Below are 18,137 nucleotides of genomic sequence, written 5' to 3'. Positions count from 1 at the left end.
TGGTCACTTTCGTGTCCGTGCGTGACGGATAGTGGGTGCAGTCAGGCTCGGGTCAAGGGTGAACGCGCAGGGGTGCGCGCCGAAACCACGAGCGCGGACGGCACACGGGCCCGGTGACAACCGTTCCGTCGTGCCCTCCTCGTTGCAACGTCGAATTCAGGAGGCACACCGATGCGCGGTGCGAGCCAGGCCAAGTGGGTTGTCGCAGCTGTTGCTGTCGCCCTCGCCGCGACTGCTTGTAGCAGTGGCAGCAGCGACTCCTCCGGGGGCAGCTCGGACGGCGGCGCGGTCAACGCCACGGGCACCTTCAGCTACCAGAGCGGGGAGCCGCAGAACCCGCTCCAGCCGGCCAACGCCAACGAGACCATCGGCGGCCGTGTCATCAAGAACCTGTTCAAGGGGCTCGTCGACTACGACCCCGCGACCGGTGCGCTGCGCAACCAGGTGGCCGACAAGATCGAGACCACCGACGCCAAGAACTACACCGTCACGCTGAAGTCCGGCTGGACCTTCCACGACGGCACCCCGGTCACCGCCGCGTCCTTCGTGAAGGCCTGGAACTGGTCGGCCAACGTCAAGAACAACCAGATCAACTCGTCCTGGTTCTCCGACATCGTCGGCTACGACGCCGTCCACCCGGACAAGGGCGACCCGACCGCCACCGAGATGACCGGTCTGAAGATCGTCGACGACACGCACTTCACCATCGAGCTGACCAGCCCGGTCTCGTACTTCCAGTACAAGCTCGGCTACGCGGCCTTCTCGCCGCTGCCCGAGGGCTTCTTCTCCGACCCGGCGGGCTACGGCCAGAAGCCGGTCGGCAACGGCCCCTACCAGTTCGTGTCGTGGGAGCACAACAAGGCCATCACCGTGAAGGCCTTCGACAAGTACGCGGGCAGCGACAAGCCGAAGAACGGCGGCATCGTCTTCCGCAACTACGCCACCGGTGAGGCCGCGTACAAGGACCTGATGTCCGACACCCTGGACGTCCTGGACCAGGTCGACTCGACCGACCTGCCGAAGTACAAGGACGACCTGGGCAAGCGCGCGGTCGACCAGGCGCAGGGCGCCATCCAGAACATCAGCTTCGCGCTGTACCAGGGCGACTGGAACGCCGCGGGCAAGGAGAAGGTCCGCCAGGGCCTCTCGATGGCGATCGACCGTGACACCATCACCAAGACCGTGCTGAACGGCAACCGCATCCCCGCCGACTCGTTCGTGGCGCCCGGCGTCATGGGCTACAAGGCCGGCACCTGCGGCGACGCCTGCAAGTACAACCCGGAGAAGGCCAAGCAGCTGATCCAGGAGGGTGGCGGCGTCCCCGGGAACAAGATCACCATCCTGTACAACTCCGACGGCAGCCACAAGGAGTGGGTGGACGCGGTCTGCAACTCGATCAAGCAGGCGACCAACGTCGAGTGCCTCGGTGACCCGAAGCCGGACTTCAAGACCGTCCGTGACATCGTCACCAAGCAGCAGGTCCCGAGCATGATGCGCACCGGCTGGCAGCAGGACTACCCGCTGAACGCCAACTTCCTGCGTGACGTCTACGGCACCGGTGCGGCCTCCAACGACGCCCACTACTCCAGCCCGGAGTTCGACAAGCTGTCGAAGGAGGCGGACGCCGCCACCTCGGTCGAGAAGACCGCCGAGCTGTACCAGCAGGCCGAGGCCGTTCTGGCCAAGGACATGCCGGCCATCCCGCTCTGGTACTACAAGACCAGCTCCGGCTACTCGAACAAGGTCCAGAACGTGAAGTTCGACTCCTTCGGTGACCCGGTCTTCACCGACGTCGAGGTCAAGAAGTAATTGGTCGGCACCGCCTGACCCGGTGCCAACGGCCGGTGCCCGTCCCATCCCCACAAGGGCGAGGACTGGTACCGGCCGTTGGCACGCCGACTTATCTCTTGCCGGGTTGACGGGCCCGGCAGAGCCATACATGGAGGCACGATGGGGCGTTTTGTCGCGAGGCGACTGCTCCAGATGATCCCGGTCTTCTTCGGAACGACCCTGCTCATCTTTGTGATGGTGCACGCGCTGCCAGGTGACCCGGTGGCAGCGATGTGGGGCGACAAGGCGCCGGACCCGGCGCAGGTCGCAGCCCTGAGGCACCAGTTGGGTTTCGACAAGCCGATGCTCCAGCAGTACTTCGACTACATGGGGGGACTGCTCACCGGCGACTTCGGACAGACCATGGCCAAGCGGCCGGTGCTCGACGTGATCACCGAGGCGTTGCCGGTCACCGTCCGGCTGGCGCTGTTCGCGTTCGCCATTGAGATCGTGCTCGGCATCGGCATCGGCCTGTTCGCCGGTCTGCGCCGCGGCAAGGCGTTCGACAAGGGCGCCCTGGTCATCACCCTGCTGCTGATCTCGATCCCGGTGCCGGTGCTCGGCTTCATCTTCCAGACGGTCTTCGCGGACAACCTGAAGTGGGTCACGCCGACCGTCCAGGACTCCAACGACATCACCCAGTTGGTGCTGCCGGCCTTCGTGCTCGGCTCGCTGTCGCTGGCGTACGTGGCACGTCTCACCCGTACCTCCATAGCCGAGAACATCAAGGCCGACTACGTCCGCACCGCGGTGGCCAAGGGCCTGCCGCGGCGCAAGGTGATCGGCACCCACCTGCTGCGCAACTCGCTGATCCCGGTGATCACCTTCCTCGGCACCGACCTCGGTGCCCTGATGGGCGGCGCGATCGTCACCGAGGGCATCTTCAACGTCAAGGGTGTCGGCAACGCGCTCTACCACGCGATCAACCTGAAGGAGGGCTCGACGGTCTCCGGCTTCGTGGCCTTCCTGGTGATCGTGTACCTGGCCGCCGGCCTGATCGTCGACCTGCTTTACGCGGTCCTGGACCCGAGGATCCGTTATGCCTGACCTGACCGAGAAGAAGACGGCCGAGGAGATCCCGGCCCAGGCCGCCGTCGCGGCGGACGCCAAGCCCGAGAAGGCCCGCAGCCTCGGCTCCGACGCCTGGCACGACCTTCGGCGCAAGCCGATCTTCGTGATCTCCGCGCTGCTGATCCTGCTGCTGATCGTCATCGCCATCGCCCCGGGCCTGTTCACCTCGGTGGACCCCCGGGCCGGCGACCTGCGCCTGCACTACCTGTCGAAGCCGAACTACAGCCACTTCTTCCAGGCGGACTGGTTCGGCTACGACCTCCAGGGCCGCAGCATCTACGCCCGCGTCGTCTACGGCGCCCGCGCGTCGGTGGTGGTCGGCATCTGCGTGACCCTCGGTGTGACCATCCTCGGTGGCATCGCCGGCATGGTCGCCGGTTACTTCGGCGGCTGGGTCGACACGATCATCTCCCGCGTCACCGACATCTTCTTCGGCATCCCGCTGCTGCTCGGCTCGCTGGTGATCCTGAACGCCTTCACCTCGCGCACGATCTGGAGCGTGGTCTTCGCGCTGGTCGCCCTGGGCTGGACCCAGATGACCCGTGTCATGCGCGGCTCCGTCATCACGGTCAAGCAGGCCGACTTCGTGACGGCGGCCAAGGCGCTCGGCGCCGGCACCGGCCGGATCATGTTCAAGCACATCCTGCCGAACGCGATCGCCCCGGTGATCGTGGTCGCCACCATCGCGCTCGGCGGCTACATCGCCACCGAGGCGACGCTGAGCTTCCTCGGCATCGGCCTGCAGGACCCGACCATCTCCTGGGGCATCGACATCAACTCGGCCCAGAAGGTGATCCGTACGGCTCCGTTCGCCCTGTTCTTCCCCGCCGGCATGCTGAGCCTCACCGTGCTGGCCTTCATCATGCTCGGCGACGCGGTGCGCGACGCCCTCGACCCGAAGCTCCGCTGAGAGAAGAGGTGACGACCCGATGACCACCGTGATCGAGAACAACCAGCAGCCCGACCGTCTCGAAGTCGGAACCCCGCTCCTGGAGGTCAAGGACCTCCACGTGGAGTTCCACACCCGGGACGGCATCGCCAAGGCCGTGAACGGCGTCAACTACTCCGTCGCGGCCGGCGAGACCCTCGCCGTGCTCGGCGAGTCCGGCTCCGGCAAGTCCGTGACGGCGCAGACCATCATGGGCATCCTGGACATGCCCCCGGGCAAGGTGACCCAGGGCGAGATCCTGTACCGCGGCCAGGACATGCTCAAGATGAGCAACGAGGAGCGGCGCCGGGTCCGCGGCCGGAAGATCGCGATGATCTTCCAGGACGCGCTGTCCGCGCTCAACCCCGTGCTCAGCGTCGGCTACCAGCTCGGCGAGATGTTCCGGGTGCACCAGGGCGCCTCCCGGGCCGAGGCGAAGGCCAAGGCCATCGAGCTGATGGACCGGGTGCGCATCCCCGCCGCCAAGCAGCGGGTGAACGACTACCCGCACCAGTTCTCCGGCGGCATGCGCCAGCGCATCATGATCGCCATGGCGCTGTCGCTGCAGCCCGACCTGATCATCGCCGACGAGCCCACCACCGCCCTGGACGTGACCGTCCAGGCCCAGGTGATGGACCTGCTCGCGGAGCTCCAGGCCGAGTACAACATGGGCCTGATCCTGATCACCCACGACCTCGGCGTGGTCGCCGACGTCGCGGACAAGATCGCCGTGATGTACGCGGGCCGGATCGTCGAGACCGCCCCCGTGCACGACCTGTACGCCAAGCCGGCGCACCCGTACACCAAGGGCCTGCTCCGTTCGATCCCGCGCCTGGACCAGAAGGGCCAGGAGCTCTACGCGATCAAGGGTCTGCCCCCGAACCTGCTGAAGGTGCCGACCGGCTGCGCGTTCAACCCCCGCTGTGACGTCGCCACCGACCTGTGCCGCACGGAGACCCCGGCGCTGCACCAGGTGACCGGCAAGGACGGCGTGGAGCTCACCGGCCGCCGCAGCGCGTGCCACCTCTGGAAGGAGACCCTCCATGGCTGAGACCATCCTGGAGGTCAAGGACCTGGTCAAGCACTACCCGCTGACCCAGGGCGTCCTCTTCAAGAAGCAGGTCGGCGCGGTCAAGGCGGTCGACGGCGTCTCCTTCCAGCTGGACAAGGGTGAGACGCTCGGCATCGTCGGCGAGTCCGGCTGTGGCAAGTCCACCCTGGCCAAGGTGCTGATGAACCTGGAGCGGGCCACCGCCGGCCAGGTGCTGTTCAAGGGCGAGGACATCTCCCGGCTGTCCGGCGCGGCCCTCAAGTCCGTCCGCCGCAACATCCAGATGGTGTTCCAGGACCCGTACACCTCGCTGAACCCGCGCATGACGGTCGGCGACATCATCGGCGAGCCCTTCGAGATCCACCCCGAGGTGGCGCCCAAGGGCGACCGCCGCAAGGCCGTCCAGGACCTGCTGGACGTCGTGGGTCTGAACCCGGAGTACATCAACCGGTACCCGCACCAGTTCTCCGGCGGCCAGCGCCAGCGCATCGGCATCGCCCGCGGCCTCGCGCTCAAGCCCGAGATCATCATCTGCGACGAGCCGGTCTCCGCCCTGGACGTGTCCGTCCAGGCGCAGGTGATCAACCTGCTGGAGCAGCTCCAGGGCGAGTTCGACCTCTCGTACATGTTCATCGCCCACGACCTCTCCATCGTCCGGCACATCTCCGACCGCGTCGGCGTGATGTACCTGGGCAAGATCGTCGAGATCGGCACCGACGAGCAGATCTACGAGAACGCCACCCACCCGTACACCCAGGCGCTGCTCTCCGCGGTGCCGGTGCCGGACCCGGCGGCGCGCGAGAGCCGCGAGCGGATCATCCTCAGCGGGGACATCCCCTCGCCGGCCAACCCGCCGTCCGGCTGCCGCTTCCGCACCCGCTGCTGGAAGGCGGAGGAGCGCTGCGCGGAGGAGATCCCGCTGCTGGCGATCCCGACCACCCTGGAGGGCCCGGCCGCGCACGACTCGGCCTGCCACTTCGCGGAGGTCCGGGAGTCGGCCGCGGCCTGATCCCCGACGCACCCGGAAGGGCCCGTGGCTCCGGCCACGGGCCCTTCCGGCATTCGGCCGGTCCGGCGCCGCGTCAACTCCGCGGCAGGTCAGGGCGCTCGTCCGGGTGTACCTGGCTCGCGCCGTCGGCGGGTCGCGCTTCTCATGGGGTGTGATGCGACACACACCCAGAGGAGGGACCTTCATGCCCGTAGCCGCTCGTACTCGGTGGGTCCTCGCCGCTGCGACGTCCGTGGCCCTGGTGGCCACCGGGTGCAGCAACGGCGGCGGGGGCGGTAGCAGCCCGGCGGACGTCGGGAAGACCTTCAGCTACCAGAGCAGCGAGCCGCAGAACCCGCTGCAGCCCGCCAACGCGAACGAGGTCGGCGGGGGTCGCATCATCCAGAACCTGTTCCGTGGCCTGGTGGACTACGACCCGGGCACGGCCAAGATCCGGATGCAGGTCGCCGACAAGATCGACACCAGTGACTCGCAGACCTTCAACGTCACGCTGAAGGACGGCTGGAAGTTCCACGACGGCACCCCGGTGCACGCCAAGAACTTCGTGGACGCCTGGAACTGGGCCGCCAACCCGGCCAACGCCCAGATCAACAGCTCCTGGTTCTCCGACATCGAGGGCTACCAGGACGTCCACCCGACCACCGGGAAGCCGACCGCGGACAGGATGTCCGGACTGGCCGTCGCCGACGACCTGCACTTCACGGTCAAGCTCAACCACAAGGTCTCGTACTTCGAGTACAAGCTCGGCTACATCGCCTTCTCGCCGCTGCCCGACGGCTTCTTCAACGACCCGGCGGGGTACGGGCAGAAGCCGGTCGGCAACGGCCCGTACGAGTTCGTCAGCTGGTCCCACAACACCGAGGTGGTCACCAGGACCTTCCCGGACTACCAGGGCGTGGACAAGCCGAAGAACGGCGGCATCGTCTTCAAGATGTACACCACGTCCGAGGCCGCCTACGCGGACCTCCAGTCCAGCAACCTGGACGTGATGGACCAGGTGCCGCCGTCCGCGCTGGCGACGTACAGGAGCGACCTCGGCGACCGGGCGATCGACGCCCCGCAGGGCGCGATCCAGAACATCGGCTTCACGCTCTACCAGGCCGACTGGTCCTCGCCGGACAGGGCCAAGGTGCGCCAGGGCCTGTCGATGGCGATCGACCGCGACACCATCACCAGGACCGTGCTGCAGGGCTCCCGCAAGCCCGCCACCGCCTGGGTGGCCGAGGGCGTCGAGGGCTACAAGGACGGCACCTGCGGCGACTACTGCAAGTTCGACCCGGCCAAGGCCAAGCAGCTGATCCAGGAGGGCGGCGGCGTCCCCGGCAACAAGCTGCTGATCACCTACAACGCGGACGGCGGCCACAAGGAGTGGGTCGACGCGGTCTGCAACTCGATCCGGCAGAGCACCGGCGTGGACTGCCTGGGGGACCCGAAGCCCGACTTCAAGACCTCGCGCGCCGCCATCACCGGACACACCGTCAACGGCGCCTTCCGCACCGGCTGGGTGCAGGACTACCCCCTGAACGCCAACTTCCTGTCCGACGTCTACCGCACCGGCGCCGCCTCCAACGACTTCGGCTTCAGCGACCCGAAGTTCGACGCGGCGGCCACCAAGGCCGACGAGGCCCCCAGCGTCGCCGACACGGTGACCGGCTACCAGCAGGCCGAGGCCGTGCTGCCGAGCGGCATGCCGGCCATCCCGCTCTGGTACTACCGCACCAACTCCGGCTACTCCACCAAGGTGCAGGACGTGAAGTTCGACTCCTTCGGGAACCCGGCCTGGACCCAGGTCGAGGTCAAGGGCTGACGCCCACCCCGGGGGCCGACCCCCGCACACGGCCCCGCCCTCCCCGCACGGAGGGCGGGGCCCGGTCTCTCGGCCGCCCGGCGCCCCCGGCCGGCCACGTAGGAAGGAGGCCCGGATGGGCAGTTACGTGCTGCGGCGGGTGCTGCAGATGATCCCGGTGTTCTTCGGCACCACGCTGCTGATCTTCCTGATGGTCTACACGCTGCCGGGCGACCCGGTGTCGGCGCTGTTCGGCGAGAAGGCCGCCGACCCCGCCGTGGTGGCGAGCATCAGGCACAAGTACTTCCTGGACCAGCCGGTCTGGAAGCAGTACCTGCACTACATGGGGAACCTCTTCCAGGGCGACTTCGGCACCAGCTTCACCGGCCGCCCGGTCTCCGACATCATGGCCGGCGCCTTCCCGGTCACCATCCGGCTCGCGCTGCTGGCCTTCGTCTTCGAGATGGTGCTGGGCCTGGCCCTCGGCCTCGTCTCCGGCCTGCGGCGCGGCAGCCTGCAGGACACCCTGGTGCTCATCCTGACCCTGGTGGTGATCTCGATCCCGGTCTTCGTGCTGGCGTACATCGCGCAGACGGTCTTCGCCACCAACCTCGGCTGGGTCACCCCGACCGTGCAGAACAGCTACGACCTCTCCCAACTCATCCTGCCAGCCGTAGTGTTGGGCTCGCTCTCGCTCGCGTACGTGGCCCGGCTGACCCGCACCTCGATCGGCGAGAACCTGCGGGCCGACTACATGCGCACCGCCGTCGCCAAGGGCCTGCCCGGGCGCACCATCGTCCTGCGCCACCTGCTGCGCAACTCGCTGATCCCGGTGATCACCTTCCTCGGCACCGACCTCGGAGCCCTGATGGGCGGCGCGATCGTCACCGAGGGCATCTTCAACGTGCAGGGCGTCGGCAACGTCCTCTACCGGGCGATCAACACCAAGGAAGGCCCCACCGTGGTCGGCATCGTCACCGTCCTGGTGATCGTCTACCTGGTCGCCAGCCTGCTCGTCGACCTGCTCTACGCGGTCCTGGACCCGAGGATCCGCTATGCCTGACATCCACGACGAGGGCCCGTACGAACCGCGGCCCAAGCCCGGCGTCTCGCGCCTCGACTACGCAGGGGAGCAGGGCATGGCGGTCGAGCAGGAGACCCTGGTCGAACGGGACGTGGAGAAGCGGGAGGAGGCCCGCAGCCTCTGGGGCGACGCCTGGCGGGACCTGCGCCGGCGGCCGATCTTCCTGGTCTCGGCGGTGCTGATCCTGCTCCTGGTGGTGATGGCGGTCCTCCCCTGGGCCTTCACCGACGCCGACCCCCGCAGGGCCGACCTGGTGCACGACTACCTGCGGCGGCCGGACTGGGGCGACTTCTTCGGGGCCGGCTGGTTCGGCTACGACGCCCAGGGCCGCTCCATCTTCGCCCGGGTGGTGTACGGAGCCCGCGCCTCGATCACCGTCGGCGTCTTCGTGACCGCCGCGGTCACCGTGCTCGGCGGGCTGACCGGCATGGTCGCCGGGTACTTCGGCGGCGCCGTGGACGCGGTGATCTCCCGGATCATCGACATCTTCTTCGGCATCCCGCTGCTGCTCGGCTCGCTGGTGCTGCTGAACGCCTTCTCCACCCGCACGGTGTGGAGCGTGGTCATCGCGCTGGGCGTGCTCGGCTGGACCCAGATCGCCCGGGTGATGCGCGGCGCGGTGCTGACCGTCAAGCAGTCCGACTACGTGGTGGCCGGCCGGGCGCTCGGCGCCGGGACCGGACGGCTGATGTTCCGCCACATCCTGCCGAACGCGATCGCCCCGGTGATCGTGGTCGCCACCATCGCGCTCGGCGGCTACATCGCCACCGAGGCGACGCTGAGCTTCCTCGGCATCGGCCTGCAGGACCCGACCATCTCCTGGGGCATCGACATCTCCTCCGCCCAGAAGGTGATCCGCACGGCTCCGTACGTGCTGTTCTTCCCGGCCGCGGCGCTCTCCGTCACCGTGCTGGCCTTCATCATGCTGGGCGACGCGGTGCGCGACGCCCTCGACCCGAAGCTTCGCTGAGCGTGGGGAGCGCATCGTGAGTACAGCCGCGGAAGCCGCCGGGCGCGAGCGGGAGGCGCCGTACGAGGGGCCGCTGCTCGACGTCAGGGACCTGCACGTCGAGTTCGTCACCCGGGACGGCGTGGCCCGGGCCGTCAACGGGGTCGACTACAGCGTCCGGGCGGGGGAGACGCTGGCCGTGCTGGGCGAGTCCGGCTCCGGCAAGTCGGTGACCGCACAGGCGATCATGGGCATCCTGGACACGCCGCCGGCCCGGATCCCGCGCGGCGAGATCCGCTTCCGCGGCCGGGACATGCTCAAGATGGGCAAGGACGAGCGCCGGAGGATCCGCGGCCGGAGGATCGCGATGATCTTCCAGGACGCGCTGTCCGCGCTCAACCCCGTGCTCAGCGTGGGCTTCCAGCTCGGCGAGATGTTCCGGGCCCACCAGGGCGCCTCCCGGGCCGAGGCCCGGGCGAAGGCCGTGGAGCTGATGGACCGGGTGCGCATCCCGGCCGCCAAGCAGCGGGTGAACGACTACCCGCACCAGTTCTCCGGCGGCATGCGCCAGCGCATCATGATCGCCATGGCGCTGGCCCTCGAACCGGACCTGATCATCGCCGACGAGCCCACCACCGCGCTGGACGTCACGGTGCAGGCCCAGGTGATGGACCTGCTGGCGGAGTTGCAGGCCGAGTACCACATGGGGCTCATCCTGATCACCCACGACCTCGGCGTGGTCGCCGACGTCGCGGACAAGATCGCCGTGATGTACGCGGGCCGGATCGTCGAGACCGCCCCCGTGCACGACCTCTACGCGCGGCCCGCGCACCCGTACACCCGGGGCCTGCTGGACTCCATCCCCCGGCTGGACCAGAAGGGGCAGGAGCTCTACGCGATCAAGGGTCTGCCGCCCAACCTGCTGCGGATCCCTCCGGGCTGCGCCTTCAATCCCCGCTGCCCCCGGGCACAGGCCGTCTGCCGGGGCGAGGTGCCGGAGCTGTACCCGGTCGCCGAGGACGACGGCAGGCCGCTGGAGGGACGCGGCAGCGCCTGCTTCTTCTGGAAGGAGACCCTCCATGACCGTTGAGGGAACGACCCCCAACGGGGCCACCGCACTGGGCGCGGCGGTGCCGCAGGAGGCCGCCTTCGCTCAGGAGGTGCCGCGCGGCGAGCCGATCCTCGAAGTCCGGGACCTGGTCAAGCACTTCCCGCTCACCGAGGGCGTGCTGTTCAGGAGGCAGGTCGGCGCGGTCAAGGCGGTCGACGGCGTCTCCTTCCAACTGGAGAAGGGTGAGACGCTCGGCATCGTCGGGGAGTCCGGCTGCGGGAAGTCCACGCTGGCCAAGGTGCTGATGAACCTGGAGCAGGCCACCGGGGGCTCGGTCCGGTACAAGGGGGAGGAGATCTCCCGGCTGTCCGGCAGCGCGCTCAAGGCCGTCCGGCGCAACATCCAGATGGTGTTCCAGGACCCGTACACCTCGCTGAACCCGCGCATGACGGTCGGCGACATCATCGGCGAGCCCTTCGAGATCCACCCCGAAGTGGCGCCCAAGGGCGACCGCCGCAGGGCCGTCCAGGACCTGCTGGACGTGGTCGGGCTCAACCCGGAGTACATCAACCGGTACCCGCACCAGTTCTCCGGCGGCCAGCGCCAGCGCATCGGGATCGCCCGGGGGCTGGCGCTCAAGCCGGAGGTGATCATCTGCGACGAGCCGGTGTCGGCGCTGGACGTGTCGGTGCAGGCGCAGGTGATCAACCTGCTGGAGCAGCTCCAGGGCGAGTTCGACCTCTCGTACATGTTCATCGCCCACGACCTCTCCATCGTCCGGCACATCTCGGACCGGGTCGGGGTGATGTACCTCGGGAAGCTGGTCGAGATCGGCAGCGACCTGGAGATCTACGACCACGCGACCCACCCGTACACCCAGGCGCTGCTCTCCGCGGTGCCGGTGCCGGACCCGGCGGCGCGCGAGTCGAGGGACCGGATCGTGCTCACCGGGGACGTGCCCTCGCCGGCCAACCCGCCGTCCGGCTGCCGCTTCCGCACCCGCTGCTGGAAGGCGCGGGACCGCTGCGCGGAGGAGGTCCCGCTGCTGGCCTCGCCTTCCTGGCTGCGGGGGGCGGCGTTCCACGCGTCGGCGTGTCACTTCGCCGCGGAGCGCGAGACCGGACAGGGCGCGGCGGAGCGCGAGGGCACCGCCTGAGGCGGCCCGCTACCTGGTGAAGCCGACGTTCTCCCAGACGATGTCGGACAGGCCCTGCGCGCCGATGTTGGCGAGGTCGGCGCGGGCGCCGAACAGCTGCGGGCGCTGGTAGAGCGGCAGCACCCCGGCGACCTTCCAGAGCTCGCCGTCGGCCTGGTTGATCGCCTCGGAGGCGGTGGCGGCGTCCGGCGCGGCGGCGGCCCGGTCGAGCGCGGCGTCCACCGCCGGGCTGCCCGCGCCGACGTGGTTGGTGCCGCCGTTCTGGGCGAAGTTGGCGCGGTTGCCGGCGGTCGGGAACGGGGTGCCGATCAGCGCGTAGGCGGCGATGTCGAAGTCGTTGCGGTTGACGTACTTGTCGAAGAACTCGTTGACGGGGGCGGTCACCGTGGTGACCTTGATGCCGACGTCCTTGAGCATCGCGGTCACACTGGCCGCCTCGTTCTGGGCCACGGTGACCCCGGTCGGGATGAGCATCCGCAGGTTGAGCTCCCGGCCGTCCTTGCGTCGTACGTCGCCGTCCATCTTCCAGCCGGCCGCGTCCAGCTTGCGGGCGGCCTCGGCGGGGTCGTAGCGGGACAGGCCCAGGGAGTTGTCGCGGTAGCCGTTCTGGTTGGCGACCAGCAGGTGGTTGTTGAGCGGGACGGCGGGCCAGTCCAGGCCGTTGAGGTCGGAGCGGATCAGGGTGTCCCGGTTGATCGCCTGGAACACCGCCTGTCTGACGTTCGCGTCGGAGAGCGCCGGGGTGCGGGCGTTCAGGGTGAACTGGCGGAAGTCCGGCCCGCCGGCCCGGCGGATCGCGGCGCCCTTGGTGTTCTTGATGGTCTGGTAACCGGCAACGTCCGGGCCGCTGTTGAAGAGGTCGATCCGGCCCTGGGCGAAGGCGGTGCCCATCGCGTCGGGCGGCATCACGTGGAAGACGATCCGGTCCAGCATCGGCTTGTCGCCCCACCAGGCCGGGTCGGCGACCAGGGTGACGGTCTGCGCGGCGCGGTCCAGCTGCTCGACCTTGAACGGGCCGGCGGTGACCGGGATCGCGTCCAGGTAGGCCGAGTTGAACAGCTCCGGGGTGGCGACCCGGCCCGCCGGCAGCAGCGGGGCGTTGGCGGCGCTGTTGAACATCGACTGCCACTCCGAGAACGGCCGGTCGAAGGTCATCACGGCCTGGAACTCGTCCTTGCCCCGCTCGACCGAGGAGACCAGCTCGAAGCCGGTGCTGCTGGACGGGTGGTAGGCCGGGTCCTTCCCGTTCAGGGCACGCCAGTTGGCCTCGATGTCACGCCAGGTGATCGGGGTGCCGTCGGACCAGTGGGCCTTCGGGTTGAGCGTCCAGACGACCACCTGGTGACCGTCCCGGACCTCGGCGTGCGCCTCCTGCAGGTAGGCCGGGTTGACGGTCTGGGTGCCGGCCGCGTCCGAGCGGAAGAAGGTGGGCAGCAGCGGCTTGGTGACGGCCACGGTCGAGGACTCGCTGCCGTCGGTGTGGATCGGCGACCACTGGTGGGAGAACTGCGGGATCGCCAGGTTCAGGGTGCCGCCCTGGCGCAGCTGGGCCCGGTCGTGGGGGTTGATGTCGATGGAGGTGAGCTTGGGGGCCTCGGTGGAGCCCGGCAGGCCGTCCGCGGCGGCGCCGCCGCCCTGCCCGGAGGAGCAGGAGCAGAGCGCGAGGGAGAGCGTCAGAACGGTGAGACCGGCGAGCAGCGCCGTCCGGTGGTGCTGGAGGCGGCGGCCCATGGGCGTGCTCCCGGGGTGGGTGTGACGGAAGGTGTGGCGTCACATACTGCTGACCGGGAGGGGAGTTGTCGAGGGGTGGGAACGCCGCCGTGACGGCGTCGACGCTCCCACCCCTCGTTCGTGTCCGGTCCGTCAGGCGACGGTGAACTTGAAGGTGCGCTCCCTGTCGCCGGTCTTGTCGAACAGCGAGGTGACGGCGTCCGCGACGTCCTGCGGGGTGATCGCGGCGGTCTGGCCGTTCTTCTTGACCTTCACCTTGTCGAACACGCCGCCCAGCTGGGTGTTCAGCGCGTCGAGGTCCCACTTGGGCACGATCTTGCCGGAGGCGTCCGGGACGAGCGTGAGCGCCCTGGCGGCGGTCCTGCCGCCGAAGTCCCAGGTCTTGGTGCCGGCCACGATGTGGATCTTGCCGTTGACGATCTGCTTGCCGAGGCTGTCGGCGGCGGCCTGGAGGGCCTGGGTGGAGACCTTCGGCTGGGCGGCCGTCACGGCGAGGGCGATCGGCTGGTCGGGCTTGCCGTCGGCGCGGTCGCGGTAGGCCTGCTCGACCACGTCCAGGGCGGCGTTGGAGTCCACCGCCTGGCCGGCCTTGCCGGGGACGACGACCGGCTCGCCGGCCTCGGTGAACTTGACGGAGCCCTCCTGGAGGCTCTGGCCGGAGCCGCCCGCCAGGGAGTCCAGCGCGGCCTTGAGCTTGGCCCGGTCGACCCGGACCTCCGGCGCGACCGCCTTGCTGCCGCCCTTGAGCGACTTGATGACGGCGACCGGGTTGTAGTCGTGCTGGGCGAGGCCGTCCACGGTGGCCGTGGTGTCGAAGCTCAGCCCGGCCACCGTCGGGTCGAGGTCGACCGTCTGCTCGCCGAGCTTCAGCTTGAGCGGCTGCTGCCCGGTCTTGCCGACCGACTCGTCCAGCGAGTGGATCGCCTGGTCGCGGCTGTTGCCACCGATGGCGGTGCCGAGCACCACGGTGCCCTTGGGGACGTCCGACTGGTTGAGCATCAGGCCGGTGCCGTAGGCGGCGGCGCCGAGGAAGAGCACGCCGCCGACGGCGTAGACGCCGAGCTTGACCAGCTTCTTGCCGCCGCCGCCCTTCTTGGCCTTGCCCTTGGTGGCGGGCTCGGCCTTGGCGGGAGCGGGAGCCGGGGCCGGGGCTGGAGCCGGAGCGGGCTGTGCGGCGGGGCCGCCCGGGGCGGGTGCGGCGGCCTCGGGGGCCGGGGCCGGCAGCGGGGTGACCTCGGTGGCCTCGGGGTCGAGGCCGCGCTGCCGGGGGCCGCCGGGGGCGGGCTGCGGCGCGCCCGGGAAGAGCCCGCCGGGGGCCGCCGGGGCGGCGAAGGGGTCCTGGCCGGGGGCGGCCGGACGCTGGGTGGCGAAGGGGTCGGCGCCGGTCGGGGCCGAGGCGAACAGGCCCGGCTGCGGACGGCCGTCGGCCTCGCGCGGGGCGCCGTTCCGGGGCGGGCCGGGTATGGCGGTGGGCGGAGCGGTGTGCTCGCGGATCGGCTCGAAGCCGTCGACCGAGGTGTCCTCCGGGCTCGGCTCGACGACGGCCGGGCCGGCCGAGGCGAAGGCCTGGAGGCCGGCCTGGGGCGCGGCCTGCGGCAGGCCGCCCGGCTGGGGGCCGTTCGGGTGGGCCGGGTTCGGCTGCGACGCGTTCCGCCGGGGCGCGTTCGGCTGGCGGCGGCCGCCGCGCGCACCGGTGTCCGGGCCGGTCGGGGCGGTCGAACCGTTCGTGCCGGCCGGGGCGAAGGGGTCCGCCGGGGCGAAGGGACCGGCCGGGGCGAAGGGGTCGGCGACCGGCGCGAACGGGGCGGCGGCCGGCGCGAACGGGGCGGCGGCCTCGTACACGCCGGGCTCCTCCGCCGGAGCCTCGCCGCCGAACGGCGAAGCGGGCGCGACGGGCGACGGGCCCTGGGCGGGCACCGGGCGGCCGTTCGTACGGACCGCGCCTGCGGCCGGAGCCGGGCGGGAGCCGTTCGGGGCGGCCTGCGGGCGGGCCTCGGCGGCGGTGCCCGGCGCGGCCGGGGTCGCCGGCGCGTTCTGGGTCGCCGGCGCGTTCTGGGCGCCGGCCGGCACGGCGGCCGGGGCGGGCTCGGCGGACTGGGCCTTCTTCTGCCGCGGCCGGAACCACGCACCGGTGGACTCGGACTCGGAGGTCGCCGGCGGGATCGGCGGGATCTGCCACTCCGGCGGCAGGTTCGGCGGGGTCGCCGTGCGGCTGTCGGCGTCCATCACACCGATGACCGGCGAGGTGGGCGCGGAGCGGTGCCGGGGTGCGCCCGGCTCGGCGGCGGTCGCCGGGGCCTGGTCGCCCGGGCCCTCCTCGGTCTTCACAGCCTCGTTCTTGACGGTGCTGCGGACGACGACCGGCGGGATCGGGCGCGAGCCGGGGATGTTGATCCGCACCCGGGTGGTCAGGGTGGTCTCGGTCTTCGGCCCGTCGTCCTCGCCAACCGACCCGGCGCCGTGGTCGGCACCGGCCGCGGCCCGGTCGCCGCCGGGGAGGCCCGGCGTGCCGTAGGGCGGCGTGCCCGACGGGTAGGCGTCCGGACCCGTGCGCCGGGGCGTCGGGTTGGCGTTGTCAGATTCGCGGCTGCTCAATGCTGCTCTGCTCCGGGTTCGCGGGCGGGCCGTGCGGCGCGACCGCGGTTCGTGGTCGCCGGGCCTGGGGCAAACGGCGGTCGGGTACGACGTACTGCGGGACCACCATACTGGGAAGAACTGAGCGGTGAACGGCTTCGGACAGATCCTGATACGTCCGGTTCCTCCGGTATGAGAGTACGGCGGAGTACTCCTGACTGCGCGTTGTATGCGCTACCGTACGCGGTCGTCCACCGGGGTCAGCGGGGAGGGTTGGGCACTCCCGGGAACCAGCTGGTGCGGGTCGGCAGCGTGGCGCAGATCACGCCCAGCACCGAGCCCGTGAACAGCCAGGCCAGCGAGGTGGCGTTGGCCCACAGCACGTTGTCGCCCTCCGGCCGGGGCACCATCATCAGCAGCATCGCCAGGAACCAGCCGGCCGCGGGCAGCGCGGCCCCGAGCCGGGTGCCGGTGATCCGCAGGCCGGCGTAGAAGGTCGCGGCGGTGGCGGCGAGCGCCACCAGGACTCCGACCGGCGGCCACAGGGCCTGCACAAAGGATCCGCAGACCGACACCGCGACGCCCAGCAGGAAGAACAGGACGTACACCGCGATCCGGGCGGCGAGCGGGGGCTGGGCCTCGGCCAGCCGCTCCTCGCGGGTGCCGAGGACGGCCGCCGCGAAGGAGCGGCGAGGCGGGGTGGCGGGCGCGGTCATCGGACGCTCTCCTCGGTCGGAGTCGGGTCGTGGTCCAGGCCCGCGAACAGGTCGTGCTCGGGCCGCTCCGGCCCGGCCTGGCCGCGCACCAGCTGGTAGTACTCGGTGGCGAACAGCGGCTGGCCGAGGTCGTTGGAGAGCGCGAAGAAGGCGCCGTCCACGGTGATCTGGGTGGCGTGCGCGGCCATCGCGGCGGCCTTGCGCCCGGTGTACGCGGCGCCGTCCAGCGCGGTGGTGACCACCTCGTCGGCCACCACCCCGGGCACGTCGGCGGGCTGCGCCACACCCGGGAAGGGCGCCTTGGCGGCGGTCTCGGCGAGCCCGGCCTCGATCACCGAGCGGGGCATCCGGTTCCAGTACACCTTGGCGATCCGCCAGGCCGCGCCCAGCTCCGGGCGGTGCGCCGGGTCGGCGGCCAGCTCGTACGCGCGCATCGCGACCCGGTGCGCCTGGATGTGGTCCGGGTGCCCGTAGCCGCCGTTCTCGTCGTACGTGACCAGCACCTGCGGCCGCACCTCGCGGATCACCGCGACCAGGTGGCCGGCCGCCTCGTCGACGTCGGCCCGCCAGAAGGAGCCGGGCGCGTCGTTGTCGGGCACGCCCATCATCCCGGAGTCGCGGTAGCGACCCGGGCCGCCGAGGAAGCGGAAGTCGGTGACGCCGAGCGCGCCCATGGCCGCGGTCAGCTCGCCGATCCGGTACGCGCCGAGGCGGTCCTCCCGATCGGCCGTCAGGCCGGCCAGCTCCGGCGGGATCACCTCGCCGCCCTCGCCGAGGGTGCAGGTCACCAGCGTCACCCGGGCACCCTCGGCGGCGTACCGGGCCATGGTGGCGCCGTTTCCGATCGACTCGTCGTCGGGATGGGCGTGCACCAGGAGGAGCCGGCGGCCGGTAGTCGGGGTCATGGGAGAAAGCCTAGGGCCTGTCCTCAGGCCCCTGCCGACCGCCGTGGTCCGGTGGGGTCAGAGCTTCAGGCCGTTGATCATCCCGGCCAGGTTGCTGGTGACCTGGCTGATCGACGGGGCGATCGAGCTGGAGGCCAGGTAGAAGCCGAGCAGCGCGCAGACGATGGCGTGCGCCAGCTTGAGGCCGGAGCGGCGGATCAGCACCACCACGATCACCAGCATCAGCACGGCGGCGGAGATGTTCATGGCCATTCGGCTCGTACCCCTTCTCGGGTGCGCCGCCCCCTGGGGGTGGG

Annotated in this window: 15 protein-coding genes; 10 read left to right on the top strand and 5 right to left on the bottom strand. The window is 70.4% G+C overall.

The genetic code is table 11. The annotated features are described in order from the left end of the window. The first annotated feature begins 171 nt into the window (after positions 1–171). From RZ50_RS04895 to RZ50_RS04850, 10 genes are all read left to right on the top strand, one after another. Positions 172–1,809, top strand: coding sequence for an ABC transporter substrate-binding protein (locus RZ50_RS04895; protein ID WP_196949721.1), 1,638 nt, complete (start codon positions 172–174; stop codon positions 1,807–1,809). 141 nt (positions 1,810–1,950) lie between these two features. Beyond that, positions 1,951–2,877 (top strand): ABC transporter permease, encoded by a 927-nt coding sequence (locus RZ50_RS04890; protein ID WP_196949720.1) that lies wholly within the window; start codon positions 1,951–1,953, stop codon positions 2,875–2,877. Beyond that, on the top strand, positions 2,870–3,811 hold the full coding sequence (locus tag RZ50_RS04885; RefSeq protein WP_217680257.1) for an ABC transporter permease: 942 nt from the start codon (positions 2,870–2,872) through the stop codon (positions 3,809–3,811). The genes RZ50_RS04890 and RZ50_RS04885 overlap by 8 nt, the downstream gene beginning before the upstream one ends. A gap of 19 nt (positions 3,812–3,830) precedes the next feature. Further along, a complete protein-coding gene (locus RZ50_RS04880) occupies positions 3,831–4,880 on the top strand; it encodes an ABC transporter ATP-binding protein (RefSeq protein WP_217680255.1) in 1,050 nt (349 codons plus the stop codon). After that, positions 4,873–5,889 (top strand): ABC transporter ATP-binding protein, encoded by a 1,017-nt coding sequence (locus tag RZ50_RS04875; protein WP_196950277.1) that lies wholly within the window; start codon positions 4,873–4,875, stop codon positions 5,887–5,889. Before RZ50_RS04880 ends, RZ50_RS04875 begins: the two co-directional genes overlap by 8 nt. Before the next feature lie 184 nt (positions 5,890–6,073). Next, on the top strand, positions 6,074–7,696 hold the full coding sequence (locus tag RZ50_RS04870; protein WP_196950278.1) for an ABC transporter substrate-binding protein: 1,623 nt from the start codon (positions 6,074–6,076) through the stop codon (positions 7,694–7,696). Between the two features lie 115 nt (positions 7,697–7,811). Next, positions 7,812–8,738, top strand: a complete 927-nt coding sequence (locus RZ50_RS04865) for an ABC transporter permease (protein ID WP_196950279.1) — start codon at positions 7,812–7,814, stop codon at positions 8,736–8,738. A 76-nt stretch (positions 8,739–8,814) separates the two neighbouring features. Beyond that, the gene (locus RZ50_RS04860; RefSeq protein ID WP_254802253.1) at positions 8,815–9,729 is read left to right on the top strand and encodes an ABC transporter permease; all 915 of its coding nucleotides are present in this window, start codon (positions 8,815–8,817) and stop codon (positions 9,727–9,729) included. A gap of 16 nt (positions 9,730–9,745) precedes the next feature. Next, entirely contained in the window at positions 9,746–10,798 is a 1,053-nt protein-coding gene (locus tag RZ50_RS04855) for an ABC transporter ATP-binding protein (RefSeq protein WP_217680248.1), read from the top strand. After that, positions 10,788–11,915 carry an ABC transporter ATP-binding protein gene (locus RZ50_RS04850; RefSeq protein ID WP_196950280.1) on the top strand — a complete coding sequence of 376 codons (1,128 nt, stop codon included), beginning with the start codon at positions 10,788–10,790 and terminating at the stop codon, positions 11,913–11,915. Before RZ50_RS04855 ends, RZ50_RS04850 begins: the two co-directional genes overlap by 11 nt. A gap of 9 nt (positions 11,916–11,924) precedes the next feature. On the opposite strand, the gene RZ50_RS04845 is transcribed toward RZ50_RS04850, so the two are convergent. The 5 genes from RZ50_RS04845 to RZ50_RS04825 form a co-directional block, all read right to left on the bottom strand. Continuing rightward, the gene (locus RZ50_RS04845) at positions 11,925–13,646 is read right to left on the bottom strand and encodes an ABC transporter family substrate-binding protein (RefSeq protein ID WP_196950281.1); all 1,722 of its coding nucleotides are present in this window, start codon (positions 13,644–13,646) and stop codon (positions 11,925–11,927) included. 132 nt (positions 13,647–13,778) lie between these two features. Then, positions 13,779–16,241 carry a peptidoglycan binding domain-containing protein gene (locus RZ50_RS04840; RefSeq protein WP_217680247.1) on the bottom strand — a complete coding sequence of 821 codons (2,463 nt, stop codon included), beginning with the start codon at positions 16,239–16,241 and terminating at the stop codon, positions 13,779–13,781. A 239-nt stretch (positions 16,242–16,480) separates the two neighbouring features. Then, positions 16,481–16,936 carry a DUF6113 family protein gene (locus RZ50_RS04835; protein ID WP_254801987.1) on the bottom strand — a complete coding sequence of 152 codons (456 nt, stop codon included), beginning with the start codon at positions 16,934–16,936 and terminating at the stop codon, positions 16,481–16,483. Next, entirely contained in the window at positions 16,933–17,841 is a 909-nt protein-coding gene (gene mshB, locus RZ50_RS04830; protein ID WP_196947688.1) for an N-acetyl-1-D-myo-inositol-2-amino-2-deoxy-alpha-D-glucopyranoside deacetylase, read from the bottom strand. Before mshB ends, RZ50_RS04835 begins: the two co-directional genes overlap by 4 nt. A 57-nt stretch (positions 17,842–17,898) precedes the next feature. Further along, the gene (locus RZ50_RS04825) at positions 17,899–18,093 is read right to left on the bottom strand and encodes a DUF2304 family protein (protein WP_030062563.1); all 195 of its coding nucleotides are present in this window, start codon (positions 18,091–18,093) and stop codon (positions 17,899–17,901) included. Positions 18,094–18,137: the final 44 nt, after the last annotated feature.

Source organism: Kitasatospora sp. SUK 42, from assembly GCF_015776785.2.
Lineage (GTDB): Bacteria > Actinomycetota > Actinomycetes > Streptomycetales > Streptomycetaceae > Kitasatospora.
This window is presented reverse-complemented; position numbering and strand designations above follow the sequence as displayed.

Coding starts and splice junctions, on each gene's coding strand:
- RZ50_RS04850 (WP_196950280.1), top strand. CDS start 10,788: ATGACCGTTGAGGGAACGACCCCCAACGGGGCCACCGCACTGGGCGCG.
- RZ50_RS04880 (WP_217680255.1), top strand. CDS start 3,831: ATGACCACCGTGATCGAGAACAACCAGCAGCCCGACCGTCTCGAAGTC.
- RZ50_RS04845 (WP_196950281.1), bottom strand. CDS start 13,646: ATGGGCCGCCGCCTCCAGCACCACCGGACGGCGCTGCTCGCCGGTCTC.
- mshB (WP_196947688.1), bottom strand. CDS start 17,841: ATGACCCCGACTACCGGCCGCCGGCTCCTCCTGGTGCACGCCCATCCC.
- RZ50_RS04885 (WP_217680257.1), top strand. CDS start 2,870: ATGCCTGACCTGACCGAGAAGAAGACGGCCGAGGAGATCCCGGCCCAG.
- RZ50_RS04875 (WP_196950277.1), top strand. CDS start 4,873: ATGGCTGAGACCATCCTGGAGGTCAAGGACCTGGTCAAGCACTACCCG.
- RZ50_RS04890 (WP_196949720.1), top strand. CDS start 1,951: ATGGGGCGTTTTGTCGCGAGGCGACTGCTCCAGATGATCCCGGTCTTC.
- RZ50_RS04825 (WP_030062563.1), bottom strand. CDS start 18,093: ATGGCCATGAACATCTCCGCCGCCGTGCTGATGCTGGTGATCGTGGTG.
- RZ50_RS04865 (WP_196950279.1), top strand. CDS start 7,812: ATGGGCAGTTACGTGCTGCGGCGGGTGCTGCAGATGATCCCGGTGTTC.
- RZ50_RS04860 (WP_254802253.1), top strand. CDS start 8,815: ATGGCGGTCGAGCAGGAGACCCTGGTCGAACGGGACGTGGAGAAGCGG.
- RZ50_RS04835 (WP_254801987.1), bottom strand. CDS start 16,936: ATGACCGCGCCCGCCACCCCGCCTCGCCGCTCCTTCGCGGCGGCCGTC.
- RZ50_RS04895 (WP_196949721.1), top strand. CDS start 172: ATGCGCGGTGCGAGCCAGGCCAAGTGGGTTGTCGCAGCTGTTGCTGTC.
- RZ50_RS04870 (WP_196950278.1), top strand. CDS start 6,074: ATGCCCGTAGCCGCTCGTACTCGGTGGGTCCTCGCCGCTGCGACGTCC.